Origin of the sequence: Micromonospora humidisoli, from assembly GCF_016900955.1 — a bacterium.
GTDB classification, from domain to species: Bacteria; Actinomycetota; Actinomycetes; order Mycobacteriales; family Micromonosporaceae; genus Micromonospora; species Micromonospora wenchangensis.
Window position 1 is genome coordinate 124,370 of the sequence record NZ_JAFEUO010000003.1, and the last position, 14,252, is coordinate 138,621.

Below are 14,252 nucleotides of genomic sequence, written 5' to 3' on the forward strand. Positions count from 1 at the left end.
GCTACGGTGACCACGTCGGTGGCGTCTTCCGGATAACCGGCATCTCGGCACGCGGGAGGACGGGCATGGCGAACTACGGACCACCGGGGGGTTCCCCGGACCCGTGGGGTGGGCGACGCTCGTACGACCCGTCGTACCGGCAGCCGGAGCCGTACGGGTCGGTGGACCCGTACGCGGTCAGCGGGCCGGCGGCGTACCCGGACGCGCCGACGCCGGGGCGCGGCCGTGGCCCGCTGGTCGCGGTGCTGGTCGTGCTCGCGGTGCTGGTCGTCGGCGGTGGCGTCCTGTGGTACCTGCTGGGCGACGACGACGGACCGACGTCCACGACCGAAGCCGTCCTGCCGACGACGCCTGTCGAGCCGGACGGCGCGACCTCCGGTCCGGCAGCCACCACGCCCGCCCCCGCCTCGTCGGCCGACCCCCGGTTCGTCAAGGCGGGCCAGTGCGTCCGCAACGAGGGCCCGGCCGGTGGCAAGCCCAAGCTGCTGATCGCCCCGTGCGCTCCGAAGACGTACGAGGTGCTCCGCCGTTTCGACGGGGCGACCAGTGGTGAAAGGGACGCCGAGGCGAAGTGCGGCGTGGTGGAGGGCTACACCAACTGGTACTTCTTCGACAGCGAGCTGGACACCCTCGACTTCGTCCTCTGCCTGAAGCAGCGCTGAGCCCACCCCTGGGGAGAGAGATTGTCAACCTTCGGCCCACCCGACTCCGGCCGTCCCGACAAGGAACACCGGCCCACGGCCTCCGAGTCCGAGCCACCCACCGAACCCTTCGGCTCCGAACCACCCACCGCCCCGATCTCCCCGGAACCCGCGACGGAACCCATCGGCCGGTCCGAGCCCGAGCCACCCACCGCGCCCCTCGGGCAGTCCGAGCCCGAGCCACCCACCGCGCCCCTCGGGCAGTCCGAGCCCGAGCCACCCACCGCGCCCCTCGGGCAGTCCGAGCCCGAGCCGCCCACCGCGCCCCTCGGGCGGTCCGGGTCCGTGCCCGGGACCGGGGGAGTCCCGGCCGACGACCAGCCGACCGCGCCGCTGTCCGCCGGGCAGGTCCCGACCGGCCCGGACGACGAGCCGACCGCCGTGTCGGCCAGCTCGGCGACCGAACCGGACACCGCCCCGGTCGAGGCGGCGACCGAGCCGATCCGGGCACAGGAAACGGAACCGCCGACCGTGCCCGTGTCGCGGGAGGCGGACGAGCCGGCCACGGCACCCGTGCCGGCGGTGGAGGAACCCCCGACCGCCCCCCTGGCCGCGTCACCGCCGGAACCACCGACCGCGCCGATCTCGGCCCCGCCGGAACCACCGACGGCCCCCCTCTCTGCCGCTACGCCGGAACCGGCAACCGCACCGATGTCGGCGGCCCCGCCGGAGCCGCCGACCGCGCCGATCTGGGCCGGTACGGACGACGCGCCGACCACGGTGCTGCGCAACGAGCCGCCGACGGCCCCCGTGACCGGCGATGCGTCGACCACTCCGATCGCCACGTCACCGGAACCGCCGACCACCCGACTGCCGGTGTCGGGGGCCGGTCAGGCGACCCCGCCTCCACCTGCCGGCGGGTACTCCCCGACGACGCAGATGCCGGCAGCGGAGGCCCCCCAGCCACCGTCCACGGCCGGGGCGGGCTACCCACCACCACCCACGTCGGGAGCCGGCTACCCGCCGCCGCCCACCTCGGGCGCTGGGTACCCGCCGCCGCCCACCTCGGGAGCGGGCTACCCGCCGCCGGACACCTATCTGCCGCCGACCGGGCAGCCGGCGGCGTCCTCGGGGGCCGGTTACCCGCCGCCGGGGCCGTTCCCGCCCGCCGGGCCGACGGCCGCACCGGCGGCGGGCGCGTTCAACGCACCCGCGTCGCCCCCACCGGTCGGCTATCCCGGCCAGGCCGCGCCGCCACCACCGTCGCCCGGGTTCCCCGGGGCATCCGCGCCCACGTCCGGCTACCCGGGCCAGCCGGCACCCCCGCCGTCCTCCGGGTTCCCCGGGGCGGCCGCGCCCACGTCCGGGTATCCCGGCCAGGCCGCGCCCGGCTTCCCGGGACAGCAGCCGCCGGCCTTCCCGGGGCAGGCCGGGTATCCGACCCCGCCACCGGCGAAGGGACGGGGCGGCCGGATCGCGCTGATCATCGGGCTGGTGGTGGTCCTGCTGCTCTGCGCGTGCGTCGGGATGGGCGCCTGGGTGTTCCTGGCGTCGGATGAGGGCGACGATCCGGCGACCCCGACGAGCAGCTCCGCCACCCCCACCGCGAACGGTCCGACGGGGAGCACCCCGACGGACGCTGCGGAGCCGACCGGGGAACCGACGACCGAGCCGACCCCCACCCCGACCAGGACCGCACAGATCGCCCGGGGCGACTGCGTGGTCAACGACGGTACGGCCAGCGACGCCGAACTGCGCAAGGTGCCGTGCGGCCCGAACACGTACGAGGTGCTGTTGCGGATTCCGGCGTCCACGAACGGGGAGCGGTGCCGGACGTTGGCACCGGAGTCGAACGCCAACTACGTGCACGACAACTCGGTGGACCTCTTCGACTACGTGCTCTGCCTGCGCAAGCGGAGCTGAACAGGAAAGTATGGGGCTGTCTAGCGTGGATGCTAGACAGCCCCATACCCGTGTCGAGAGCTGCCGCCGGGGCGGGCCGGCGACACGCCGGTAGCCCCGTCTACGCATCTCTAGTCCGCCGGCTAGAGGGCCCGATACTGTGCGATGCGTGGATCCGGTCCGCAACCCGTACGCCCCGGGCGCCGGTCAGCGCCCGCCCGAACTCGCCGGGCGGGGGCGGGAGCTGGACGTCTTCGACGTGGTGCTGGAGCGGATCGCCCGGGGTCGTCCCGAACGCAGCCTGATGCTCACCGGCCTGCGGGGGGTCGGCAAGACGGTCCTGCTCAACACCCTGCGCTCGCAGGCGATCAACCGGCTCTGGGGCACCGGCAAGATCGAGGCCCGGCCGGACCAGTCGCTGCGCCGACCGGTCGCCGCCGCCCTGCACATGGCGGTCCGGGAACTGGCCCCCCGGCACCGCGCACCGGAGCGGATCGACGCCTTCCTCGGCGTACTCAAGGCGTTTGCGCAGCGCAGCGCGCCGACCACCGGGCGGGCCGGCGCGGCCCGGTTGCGTGACAGGTGGCAGCCCGGCATCGACGTGCCGGCCAGCAGCGGCCGGGCCGACTCCGGCGACATCGAGATCGACCTGGTGGAGTTGCTCACCGACGCGGCGGCGGTCGCCGGGGACGTGGGCACCGGCATCGCCGTCTTCATCGACGAGATGCAGGATCTCGGCGCGGAGGACGTCTCGGCGCTCTGCGCGGCCTGCCACGAACTGTCCCAGCTCGGCGCGCCGCTGATCGTGGTGGGTGCCGGTCTGCCGCACCTGCCGGCGGTGCTCAGCGCCGCCAAGTCGTACTCGGAGCGGCTGTTCCGTTACCTGCGGATCGACCGGCTGGACCGGATCGCCGCCGACCAGGCGCTGTGCGCGCCGGCCGGCCGGGAGCAGGTGGAGTACGAGCAGAAGGCCCTCGACCTGCTCTACGAATCGTCAGGCGGCTACCCGTACTTCGTGCAGGCGTACGGGAAGGCGACCTGGGACCACGCTCCCCGGTCACCGATCACCGACGCGGACGTGCGGGTCGCCGCGCCGGAGGCGGAGGCGGAGCTGGCTGTCGGTTTCTTCGGGTCCCGGTTCGAGCGGGCCACCCCTGCCGAACGCGAGTACATGCGTGCGATGGCGACCCTGTCCCAGGTGGCGGGCGAGGTCGACGGCGGTGGTCGGGACGACATGGACGCCGCCGTGCCGACAGCCGAGATCGCCCGCGCGTTGGGCCGCAAGCCGGCGAGCCTCTCCCCGGCCCGGGACGCGTTGATCAAGAAGGGGCTGATCTACTCCGGGGAACGCGGCACGGTCGCCTTCACCGTCCCGCACTTCGGCCGCTACCTGCGCACCCAGCCGGCCTGATCCACGTCGGCCACGCGGCGACCGACCCGCCGGAGGGCCGGTACCGGCCACGGGGGTGGGGAGCCGCCGGGTTCAGACCCGGGACCAGGGGGGCGGGAAGACCACCTCGCCGCGCGGTGGCGGCGGCGCGTCGCTGACCTCCGGCGGCAGCACGAGCGCCTGCCACGGCTCGCCCAGCCCCGACCAGGGGCTGACCAGCCCCATCCGGTCGGCCCGGGCGAAGCCGAACCGCCTGTAGTACGCCGGGTCGCCGAGCACCACCACCAGCCGTTCGCCCAGTTCGGTGGCGGCTTCCAAGGCGGCCTGCACCACCGCCGTGCCGTGCCCGACCCGTTGCCGGTGCGGGGCCACCGCCACCGGCCCGAGCACCAGAGCCGGGACGCGGACCCGGTCGGCCTCGACCTGCACCCGGGTGAGCAGCGCGTACCCGACCACCTCGCCGCCGTACTCGGCGACCATCGCCAGCTCCGGCAGCCACGCCGCGCTGCCGCGCAGGTCGTCGACGAGCGCGACCTCACCGGGGGTGGTGCGGTCGGGGCGGGCGAAGGCGGCGGCCAGCACCCGGCGGACCGGGCCGGCGTCGGCCGGGCCCTCGGGGCGCAGCCGAAGGGTCGTCACCCGCGCGACGTTACCGGCCGGGGCCCGTTCATCAGCGACGGTCGCTTCGTTCGGCGTGGCGCAGCGCCCGGGCCCGCCGGTACGCGCGTCCGTTCCGCGAGGTGGTGGACGACGACGCACCGGTGCGGACCGTCGACACGCAGACCGCCGCGGATCGGCCATTGCCCGGATAGTGGAGCGTCAAACGGGGTATGACTGAGCCATGAAACCCGTGCGCTCCCTCGCCCGTGTCATGTTGAGCGGCATCTTCGTGGTCAGCGGCGCCCGCAACTTTCAGCACCCCCACCGGCTCGTCCCGGCGGCCAAGCCGGTCACCGACCGGGTCGCGCCGCTGATCCAGCAGGTCGCCCCGCAGCTCCCCACCGACACCGAGACGTTGATCCGGGCCAACGCCGCCGTGCAGTTCACCGCCGGCCTGATGCTGGCCACCGGGAAGTTCACCCGCCCGGCCGCGCTGGTCCTGGCCGGTACGCTGGTGCCCACCACCGCCGCCGGGCACCCGTTCTGGAGCAACGACGATCCGACGACCCGGAACAACAACCAGGTGCACTTCCTGAAGAACCTCGGCCTCTTCGGTGGCCTGCTGCTCGCCGCCGCCGACACCGAGGGCAGGCCGGGTCTGCGCTGGCGGGCCGGTCACCGCATCGGCCACTCCCGACGGTCGGTGGGTCGTGCGGTGCGTACCGCCCGGCGGGAGGCCCGGATCGCCGTCCGGTCGGCCGCCGCCGCCCGCCGGCTTCCCGGCTGACCTGCATCGATTCGGCCACCACCCCCCGTAAGGCCGCGAATTACCTGAACCACCCGACACCCGTTAACGCGGTGGAAATGTCAAAAACTGGTGTGGGATCGGACACGGTCGGATAACGCGGGAGGCAGCAACGTGAGGCGCCGTTCTAGGCTCCCTACCGGACCTGGACGGGTAGGACGACCTTGGTACGGGGGTGGCCACGCCATGCCGACAACCGTCGGTAGACGTGCGGACCGCCTCGCCCCAGTCCGTCGCGCAACGCGTGGGATCGATCGTAGGACAGTCGTACGGATCGGCATCGTGGCCGCCGTCGCCTATGCCGCATGGCTCGCCATCGGTGCTTTCGGGCGGCCGTACAACTTCTTCGACATGAAGATCTACCACGGCGCGGTGGTGTGGTGGGCGAGCGGGCACGAGTTGTACGAGTTCATCGCGCCCACCACCACGCTGGGTTTCACCTACCCGCCCTTCGCCGCGCTGGCCATGCTGCCGATGGCGGGGCTGCCGATCGAGGTGGCCGGCTGGGTCAACGCGGCCGGCAGCATCGCCGCCCTGGCGGTGGTCCTCGCCGCGCTGCTGCGTCCGATCGTCGACCGGCTCGGCTGGCCGCTCTGGTTCACCGTGGCCATCGCCACGCCGATGGCCACGGCCATCGAACCGGTCCGGGAGACCCTGGGGTACGGCCAGGTCAACCTGCTCCTGTTCGCGTTGATCATGGCGGACCTGGTGGGCCTGCGCTGGCGTTCCCGGCGGGGCACCCACGGCCGCGACACCGACGGCCCGTTCCTGCGGCTGTTCTACAGCGGTTCCTGGGCCGGGGTCGGCATCGGCCTGGCCACCGCCGTCAAGCTCACCCCGGCGCTGTTCATCGCCTACCTCCTGATCACCAGGCAGTGGCGGGTCGCCGCCACCGCCGTCGGCACCACCATCGGCGTCACCCTGGGCAGCTTCGCGCTGGTCGGCACCGAGTCGCGGGCCTACTTCGGCGGGGTGCTGTGGCAGACCGAACGGGTCGGGGCCGCCGACATGACGCCCAACCAGTCGCTGGCCGGCCTGCTGGCCCGGCTGTACGACTCGATCGAGACGCCCGGCCTGCTCTGGCTGGCGTTCTCGGTGCTGATCCTGGCCGTCGGGCTGTCCCGGGCCGCCAACGCCCGCGCCGACGGCGACGAGTTGACCGCGTTCACCCTGGTCGGATTGACCGCCAACGTGATCAGCCCGATCTCCTGGTCGCACCACCTGGTCTGGGTCATCCCGGCGATCGTCGTGCTCGCCGACGCCGCCGTGCGCCGCCGTGAGGCGAGCCGGGGGTTGTCGCTGCGTACCGGCCAGCAGGCGTTCGGCGGGCCGCCCGGGGTGAGCGGGCTGCGCCCGCCGATCTGGTACCCGACGCTGACCGGGCTGCGGCACGGGGCTGCTGCGCTCGGGTTGTACCTGCTCTTCCTGATCTCACCGATCTGGCCGTACGAGCACAAGCTCCCCGAGGTGTCGCACTACCAGAACGGCCTGTTCGGCGCGCTGATGGAGAACTCGCTCGCACTGGCGCTGATCGTGCTGGTCGCCGCCCTGCCGTGGCGGCCCGGCGCCGAACCCGCCTTCTACGCCGACCGGCTGGCCCGCGCCACCGCCACCGCCGGCCGCCGCTGACCCCACCGGCCGGCGACGCTCGCGCACCGGCACCTCTCCGGTCGAGGGTGAGCGTGCGCCCCGGCGGGTCAGGGGCAGTTGACCCACTCTTCGGTGCCGTCGGCGAAGACCTGCCGCTTCCAGATCGGCAGCCGCGCCTTCACCTCGTCGACCAGCCGGGCGCACGCCGCGAAGGCAGCCGCCCGGTGTGCCGTGCTCACCGCCGCCACCAGCGCCACGTCACCGATGTCGAGCCGGCCGATCCGGTGCGACACCGCCACCGCGTAGACGTCGGGGTCGGCGGCGATCTCGGCGGCCACCGCGCGCAGCGTCTCGACGGCGCTCGGGTGGCCCTCGTACTCCAGCAGGGTCACCGCTCGACCGTGGTCGTGGTCGCGGACCACGCCCTGGAAGGAGACCACCGCGCCGGCCCGGCGGTCGGCCACCGCCGCCTCGTGCGCGGCCAGGTCCAGCGGCTGGTCGGTGACCGCGAGCAGGGCCGTCGTCGGGCCGGTCGTCACCACGTACGCTCCCCGGGCAGCAACGGCAGCGGTACGACCGGCACCCGGGCCCCGACCTCGCCGGACGTGCCCGGCCGGATCACCGCGAACCCGTCCGCGCCGGCGAGCCCGCGCAGCATCGCCGACCCGACGTGGCGGACCGGGTGGGCGGTGCCGGCGGCCCGGTCCAGCCGGACCAGCGCCAGGTGCGTGTAGTCGCCCCGGCCGGGCACCGGCCCGGCGAGGGTGGCCTGGGGCAGCGCCGGCAGCGCCCGGCCCTGGAGTCCGGCGAGCAGCGGCGCGACCAGCGACACCAGGGCGACGATCGCGGACTGTGGGTTGCCCGGCAGCCCGGCCACGAACCGCACCCGCCCGTCGGCGTCGACCAGCCGGGCCAGCAGCATCGGGAAGCCGGGCCGCACGGCGACCGTGTTCACCACGTGGTCGGCCCCCAGCGCCTCCAGCGCGGGGTGCAGGTGGTCGACCGGTCCGTGCATGGTGCCGCCGGTGGTGCAGACCAGGTCGGCCCCGGCGAGCGCGGCGCGCAGGGCGGCCACGTGGGCGGGGAGGGTGTCGGCCACCGGGCCGACCACGTCGGAGGGCCGTACCTGGCAGCCGTAGCGCCGCAACCAGGACGGCACCGCCGGGCCGAGCGCGTCGCGGACCCGGCCCGACCCGGGCGGCCCGGCGGTGAGCAGTTCGTCGCCGAAGACCAGCAGCGCGGCGCGTGGTTGGCGGCGCACCGCGAGCTGGTCGTGCCCGCAGGAGGCGGCCAGCCCGATCAGCGCCGGGTCGACCGGGGTGCCCGCCGGCAGCAGTTCCTCGCCGGCCACCGCCTCCTCGCCCGGCTCCCGCCACTCCGGGTTCGGGCGTGGCGTGCCGGTCACCCGCCCGTCCGGGGTACGCCCCGAGTCCTCGATCCGCAGGATGGCGGTCGTCCCGGTGGGGACCATCGCGCCGGTGGCGATCTCCACGGTGGTGCCGTCGGCGGTCAGCCCGGCCGGGGTCTGCCCGGCGAGCACCCGTCCCACCACGTCCCAGGGGCCGGCCCCGCGCACCGCCCAGCCGTCGACGCTGGAGGTGGGGAAGGCGGGCAGGTCGGTCCGGGTGGTCAGCGGCTCGGCCAGGGTGTACCCGTCGGCGTCGGAAAGCGACCGGTTGACCGGGGGCAGGGCGGCGGCGAGGCCGACCGCGTACACCCGGGAGCGGGCCTCCTCCCATCCGGCCGGCGGCGGCGCGGCGACCTGGGCCGCGGCGGCGGCGGTTTCCGTGCTCACCGGGGGCCTCCGTTCGAACTTCACGCGTACACCTCCGCGAGCCTATCGCCGCCGCGCCGGGCGTGTGGTCAGTGGTCGCCGCCGCGCAGCTGGTCGACCGCGTGGCCGAGGATCGGCCCGAGCACGGCCAGCCCGTCCTTCGCGCCGCCCCGCGAGCCGGGCAGGTTGACCACGAGCATCCGGCCCAGCACCCCGGCCAACCCCCGGGACAGCGCCGCGGTGGGCACCCGGTCCCGGCTGTACGCGCGGATCGCCTCGGCGATGCCGGGGATCTCGTAATCGAGCAGCGCCCGGGTCACCTCCGGGGTCCGGTCGGTGGGGGTGATGCCGGTGCCGCCGCTGGTCAGCACCACGTCGATCCCGTCGGCGCGGGCGGCGCGCAGGGCCTCGCCGACCGGCTCGCCGTCGGGCACCACCACCGGCTCGTCGACCTGGCAGCCCAGCTCGCGCAGACCGGCGACGAGCAGCGGGCCGCTGGTGTCGGCGTACACCCCGGCGGCGGCCCGGTTGGACGCCACGACGACCCGGGCCCGGATCACGGCCGGTCCTGCGGGCGGACCCACTCGCCGGTCTTGCCGCCGGTCTTGCGCAGCACCCGGACGCCGTCCACGGCGGCGGCCGGGTCGACCGCCTTGACCATGTCGATCAGGGCCAGCCCGGCGACGGCGACGGCGGTCAGCGCCTCCATCTCCACCCCGGTCCGGTCGGCGGTGCGGGCGGTGGCGGTGATCTCGACGGTGTCGTCGGTGAGTTCGAGGTCGACGGTGACGCCGTGCAGGGCGATCGGGTGGCACAGCGGAATCAGGTCGGGGGTGCGTTTGGCACCCATGATGCCGGCGAGCCGGCCGACGGCCAGCGCGTCGCCCTTGGGCAGCCCGTCGCGGCGCAGCAGCTCCACCACCTCGGCGGTGGTGCGCAGCCGCCCGGCGGCCACGGCGACCCGGCCGGACACCGGCTTGGCGGAGACGTCGACCATGCGGGCCGCGCCCGCGGCGTCGACGTGGCTGAGCTGCGCGGGATCGGTCACGTCCGGGAGCCTAGCGGTGCGCTCCGACCAGAGGGTACGGCCCGGTGCGCGACGACGACCGGGAACAGCGACACCGAGCGCTCGGGGACGATTCGTGATCGGTAGTTCATCGTCGATTTCATCGGTCGCCACTAATAGGTTCTGGCATCGACGACAGAGCGGGAAACACCATCACGCGCGAGATCGTCATGCCCGAGAAACCCTACGTCGCGCCGTGACCGCGAATCGCCACCGGGCCACTTCGACGACGTTGGCACCACCGCGCCGACCCGACTACGCTGCGTTCCGCAATGGGGTGATCTGTCGCACTCGCACAACCGGCCACCTCGACGTACGGCAAACGACCCCTCTCGTCCGATGTCGCGAAGCCGCCGTCTGCACCATTATCTAGCGTTAACGAGAACCGTCGGGAGCGCTCAGCACTCCGTTTCCCCATGGAAACGGAAAGTCACCAAGGTGCACTCAATTCTCACCTATCGCTCATAGTTACATTTATACCTCCAAAATCGGCCTAACCGCCCTTAGGCTGTCCCCTGTCAGATCCCGACCGCAAGGGTCGGCGACAACGACCAGGGGAGGGCGAACGCGATGTCCGCACACGAGTGGCTCTGAACGATTGTGGTGGTGGCGTGACCCCACGTAGCCTTGGCCTCTGCTCAGCGACACGGAGTGGTTGTCGAGGACACGGTGGCGCGACCGGACGAAGGCAAGACGGAGGCCGAGCGGCAGCTGACGCTGCACGTCGGCCTCGTCTGCGTGGTGGCAACCGCAGCGGCCGTCGTCGCCCTCTACCAACTGGTCCACCTCGACCTCACCGGCGGCGACCTCACCCGCTCCGTCGCACTGGCCTTCATGGCCGCACTCAGCGTCCGGATCAACTGGCAGATCCGCATCCGCGCCACCGTCCACGCGGTCTCCTGGAGTGAGACGGCGATCGTCCTCGGGCTGGCCGTCGCACCGGCGCCCCTGGTCGTCCTGACCACCGGGACCGGCGTCGCGATAGCCCTGCTGTCCATGAAACGCGGACCGTTGAAGACCACCTTCGGCATCGCCAAGAGCATGCTGCTGGCGGCCGGTGGCGGCGTCGCCCTGCACACCCTCGGCTGGTCCCCGCAGGACACCGCCCTGCCGAACGCCATCGGCATGATCGGGCTCGCCTACGTCGTCGCCGTGGTCCTCGACGAACTACTCACCCTGCCCGTCATCGCGCTGGCCACCGGCACCCCGCTGCCCCGGCTCTTCGCCGACGACCTCGGCCTGCGCCTGACCAGCGCGCTGGCCCGCTTCTTCCTGATCGCCGTCACCCTGGCCATCCTCCAGGCCGACCCCCGGCTCCTGCTCGCCGTGCCGCCCCTGGTGCTCAGCCTGCACCTGCTCTACTCCAACCAGGTCAAGTCCCGCACCGAACAACAGGCCTGGCAACGGCTGGCCCGCACCACCGACGCGCTCAACGTGGTCGACCTGGACAAGGTCCTCACCACCGCCGTCACCCAGGCCACCGAACTCTTCTCCGCCGACGAGGTCGAGATCGAACTGCGCGACGCCGGCCGCACCGTCCGCGGCGCGAGCGGCACGATCACCTACGACGGCCCGTCCGGCACCCCCAGCGAGATCGAGGGCACCGTCCTGCCCGCCCGCCTCGAAGGCCACGACCGCACCGTCGACGTCGGCATGCTGCGGCTGCGCTTCCGAGGGCCGGTCCGGCTCAACGAACGCGAGCAGTACACCCTGCGCACCTTCGCCTCCGCGCTGTGCACCGCCGTCCGCAACGCCCAGGCGTACGCCGAACTCGCCCGAGTCGCCGCCGAACACGCCCACGCCGCCAGCCACGACGCCCTCACCGGCCTGGCCAACCGCCGGCAACTGCTCGACCGGGGCACCGAACAGCTCGGCACCCGGCACGCCGAGGGGGTGACCGCCCTCGTCCTGATCGACCTCAACCACTTCAAGGAGGTCAACGACACCCTCGGCCACGCCGCCGGTGACCAGGTGCTGATGCGGGTGGCCGACCGGCTGCGCGCCGCCGCCCGCGACGAGGACCTGGTCGCCCGCCTCGGCGGCGACGAGTTCGCCGTGCTGATGCGCAACCTGCCCGCCCCCGCCATCGCCGCCCACCGGGCCGAGACCCTGCTCGGCGCCCTGCACGAACCGATCGACGTGGACGGCATGCGGATCAGCGTGGAGGCCAGCGGCGGCATCGCGGCGGCCCCGGCCACCGGCGGCATGCCCGAACTGCTGCGCCGCGCCGACGTCGCCATGTACCAGGCCAAACGGGCCGGCCAGCGGATCGCCACGTACGCCCCCACCCGGGACACCGCCGACCTGCGCCGGCTCACCCTCGGCGGTGAGTTGCCCCGCGCGGTCGCCGACCACGAGTTCACCGTCAACTTCCAGCCCATCGTCGACCTCGGCACCGGCGAGGTGACCGGAGCCGAGGCGCTGGCCCGCTGGCACCACCCCCGGCACGGGGTGATCGACCCGTTGCGCTTCATCGAGGCGGTGGAACGCTCCGGCATGCTCCCCGCGTTCGCCGAGGCCATCCTCGACCAGGCGCTCGTCGCCGCCGTCGGCTGGCGGACCGCCGGCTTCGACCTGCCCGTCTCGGTCAACGTCTCGCCCCGCAGCCTGCTCGACGCCCGGTTCCCCGGCGCAGTGCTGGCCCGGCTCCAGGCCCACGACTTCCCCCCGGACCGGCTCGTCCTGGAGCTGACCGAGACACTCACCCTCAGCCAACTCGACGTGGTCGACCGGGTGCTCAACCGGCTCCGCGACTCCGGTATCCGGCTCGCCCTGGACGACTTCGGCACCGGCTACTCCTCGCTCTCCCTGCTCTCCCGCATCCCCGTGCACGAACTGAAGATCGACCGCAGCTTCGTCACCGCGATGGAGAGTTCCGCCGAGGCGGCGGCCGTCATCCGCTCCACCCTCGACCTCGGCCGCAGCCTCGACCTGGCCGTCGTCGCCGAGGGCGTGGAAAGCGAACCGCAGCGCCGGGCCCTGTGGTCGCTCGGCTGCGCCGCCGGCCAGGGACACCTGTTCGCCCGCCCGCTGCCGGCCGGCGCGCTCCTCGCCGCGCTGCAACGGGGCTCCGGCGGCCGCCCCGGCAGTCTCGCCACCCCGCTGCACGACACCGGCGCGGTCATCCGACTCAGCACCCCCGGCCGCCGCCAGCCCGCCCGGAACCGCCCGACGGGTCTGCCACACTTGCCGGCGTGACCGCCGCCGACCGTGCCGCCCGCCGCCTCCGGGCCGTCGACACCGCCGCCGGTGGACTCGCCCTCGACCTCGGCCTCTACCTGCTCTCGGCGATCTTCGCCGCCGTCACCGCCGTCACCTCCACCCTGCCGCCGCACCGGGCCTGGGGTGGCATCGCCGCCGTCGGCTACCTCGCCGCCACCGTCCTGGTCGCCGCCCAGTTCCTCCTCCGCCGCCACCGACCCGGGCTGGTCGGCACCACCGCCCGCGCAGTGGTCACCGGCCTCGCCTGGGCCGGCACCGCCCTGCTCCCGCTGATCATGCAGGCCGGGCAGCGGGCCGCCGGACGCACCGACCGGGCCCAGGAGGAGGTGGTGGTGGTCGAGCAGGCCGGCATCCGGCTCGCCGAACACGGCACCCCCTACCTCGGGCCGGACGCCATCGCCGCGTTGCCCGCCGACGAACGGCTGCTCGGCTACACCCCCTACCAGCCGGGAATGGCGTTGTTCGGGCTACCCCGGGCCGCCACCGACACCTGGTGGACCGACTCCCGCGTCTGGTTCGCGCTGGCCACCGCCGCCGCCCTGGCCTGGGCCGTGGTCGCACTACGCCGCCCCGCCCCGACCATCGGCGCAGCAGCCGGAGCAGCGGCGGTGCTACGCGGCGTACAGGCCGCCACCGTCCTACCGATCTGCGCACTCACCCTCGCCACCGGCGGCGACGACCTGCCCGTCCTCGCGCTCTGCCTGCTGGCGCTGGCACTCGCCGCCACCGGGCGGCCCGGCGGGGCCGGGCTGGCGGTCGGGCTGGCCGGCGCGTTGAAACTGTTCGCCTGGCCGGTCGCGCTGGTCCTGATCTTCTGGGGGACGACCCGACGGGCCGGGCTGCGGGTGGCCGCCGGCGCGCTCGGGCTGCCCGCCCTCGCCCTGCTCCCCGCCCTGCTGGTCGACCGGGACGCGCTGGTGGAGAACGTGCTGCGCTTCCCACTCGGCCACGGCCAGGTCACCAGCCCCGCCCAGTCCCCGTTCCCCGGCCACCTGATCGCCACCGCCCTGCCCGGCGGCCGGGTCGTCGCCGCCGTCCTGCTCGTCGCCGTCGGCGCCGCGATCGCCGTCCGGCTCCTCCGCCGCCCGCCCCGCACCGCCGCCGCCACCGCACTGATCTGCGGGTACGGCCTGCTCGCCGCGATCCTGCTGATGCCGACCACCCGCTTCGGCTACCTGCTCTACCCGATCGCCCTGCTGTCCTGGGCCCCCGCCCTCACCACCCGCCCGGCACCGGTTCCGCCGAGTTCCCGACGCACCCTG

11 protein-coding genes and 1 pseudogene are annotated in these 14,252 nt (G+C 74.1%); 7 read left to right on the top strand and 5 right to left on the bottom strand.

The genetic code is table 11. The features are described 5' to 3' along the window. Positions 1–65 precede the first annotated feature (65 nt). From JQN84_RS11225 to JQN84_RS11235, 3 genes are all read left to right on the top strand, one after another. On the top strand, positions 66–662 hold the full coding sequence (locus JQN84_RS11225) for an LppU/SCO3897 family protein (protein WP_239485262.1): 597 nt from the start codon (positions 66–68) through the stop codon (positions 660–662). Between the two features lie 324 nt (positions 663–986). Continuing rightward, complete coding sequence (locus JQN84_RS32655) at positions 987–2,564, top strand: LppU/SCO3897 family protein (RefSeq protein WP_239485263.1); 1,578 nt, start codon at positions 987–989, stop codon at positions 2,562–2,564. Positions 2,565–2,712: 148 nt separating this feature from the next. Next, complete coding sequence (locus JQN84_RS11235; RefSeq protein ID WP_204958331.1) at positions 2,713–3,954, top strand: ATP-binding protein; 1,242 nt, start codon at positions 2,713–2,715, stop codon at positions 3,952–3,954. A 72-nt stretch (positions 3,955–4,026) separates the two neighbouring features. Here JQN84_RS11235 and JQN84_RS11240 read toward each other — a convergent pair whose 3' ends face one another. Beyond that, positions 4,027–4,572, bottom strand: a complete 546-nt coding sequence (locus JQN84_RS11240; RefSeq protein WP_307821160.1) for a GNAT family N-acetyltransferase — start codon at positions 4,570–4,572, stop codon at positions 4,027–4,029. Between the two features lie 202 nt (positions 4,573–4,774). Between JQN84_RS11240 and JQN84_RS11245 the strand changes: the two genes are divergently transcribed. Together JQN84_RS11245 and JQN84_RS11250 are read left to right on the top strand one after the other, a co-directional pair. After that, on the top strand, positions 4,775–5,320 hold the full coding sequence (locus JQN84_RS11245) for a DoxX family protein (RefSeq protein WP_204958333.1): 546 nt from the start codon (positions 4,775–4,777) through the stop codon (positions 5,318–5,320). 204 nt (positions 5,321–5,524) lie between these two features. Then, entirely contained in the window at positions 5,525–6,967 is a 1,443-nt protein-coding gene (locus JQN84_RS11250; RefSeq protein WP_204958334.1) for a glycosyltransferase 87 family protein, read from the top strand. A 68-nt stretch (positions 6,968–7,035) separates the two neighbouring features. Here the strand turns inward: JQN84_RS11250 and JQN84_RS11255 are convergent, their stop codons facing one another. The 4 genes from JQN84_RS11255 to moaC all read right to left on the bottom strand — a co-directional run bounded on the left by JQN84_RS11255 (position 7,036) and on the right by moaC (position 9,750). Next, entirely contained in the window at positions 7,036–7,467 is a 432-nt protein-coding gene (locus tag JQN84_RS11255) for a molybdenum cofactor biosynthesis protein MoaE (RefSeq protein WP_281903316.1), read from the bottom strand. Beyond that, on the bottom strand, positions 7,464–8,723 hold the full coding sequence (locus JQN84_RS11260; RefSeq protein ID WP_204958335.1) for a molybdopterin molybdotransferase MoeA: 1,260 nt from the start codon (positions 8,721–8,723) through the stop codon (positions 7,464–7,466). Before JQN84_RS11260 ends, JQN84_RS11255 begins: the two co-directional genes overlap by 4 nt. Before the next feature lie 68 nt (positions 8,724–8,791). Beyond that, the gene (locus JQN84_RS11265) at positions 8,792–9,262 is read right to left on the bottom strand and encodes a MogA/MoaB family molybdenum cofactor biosynthesis protein (protein WP_204958336.1); all 471 of its coding nucleotides are present in this window, start codon (positions 9,260–9,262) and stop codon (positions 8,792–8,794) included. Then, positions 9,259–9,750 (bottom strand): cyclic pyranopterin monophosphate synthase MoaC, encoded by a 492-nt coding sequence (gene moaC / locus JQN84_RS11270; protein WP_204958337.1) that lies wholly within the window; start codon positions 9,748–9,750, stop codon positions 9,259–9,261. Before moaC ends, JQN84_RS11265 begins: the two co-directional genes overlap by 4 nt. A 687-nt stretch (positions 9,751–10,437) precedes the next feature. On the opposite strand from moaC, the gene JQN84_RS11275 reads away from it, so the two are divergent. Further along, positions 10,438–12,966, top strand: coding sequence for a putative bifunctional diguanylate cyclase/phosphodiesterase (locus tag JQN84_RS11275; protein WP_204958338.1), 2,529 nt, complete (start codon positions 10,438–10,440; stop codon positions 12,964–12,966). After that, a pseudogene (locus tag JQN84_RS11280) lies at positions 12,963–14,249 on the top strand (glycosyltransferase 87 family protein); the annotation flags it as partial. The gene JQN84_RS11275 and the pseudogene JQN84_RS11280, both read left to right, overlap by 4 nt. Between the last annotated feature and the right edge of the window lie 3 nt (positions 14,250–14,252).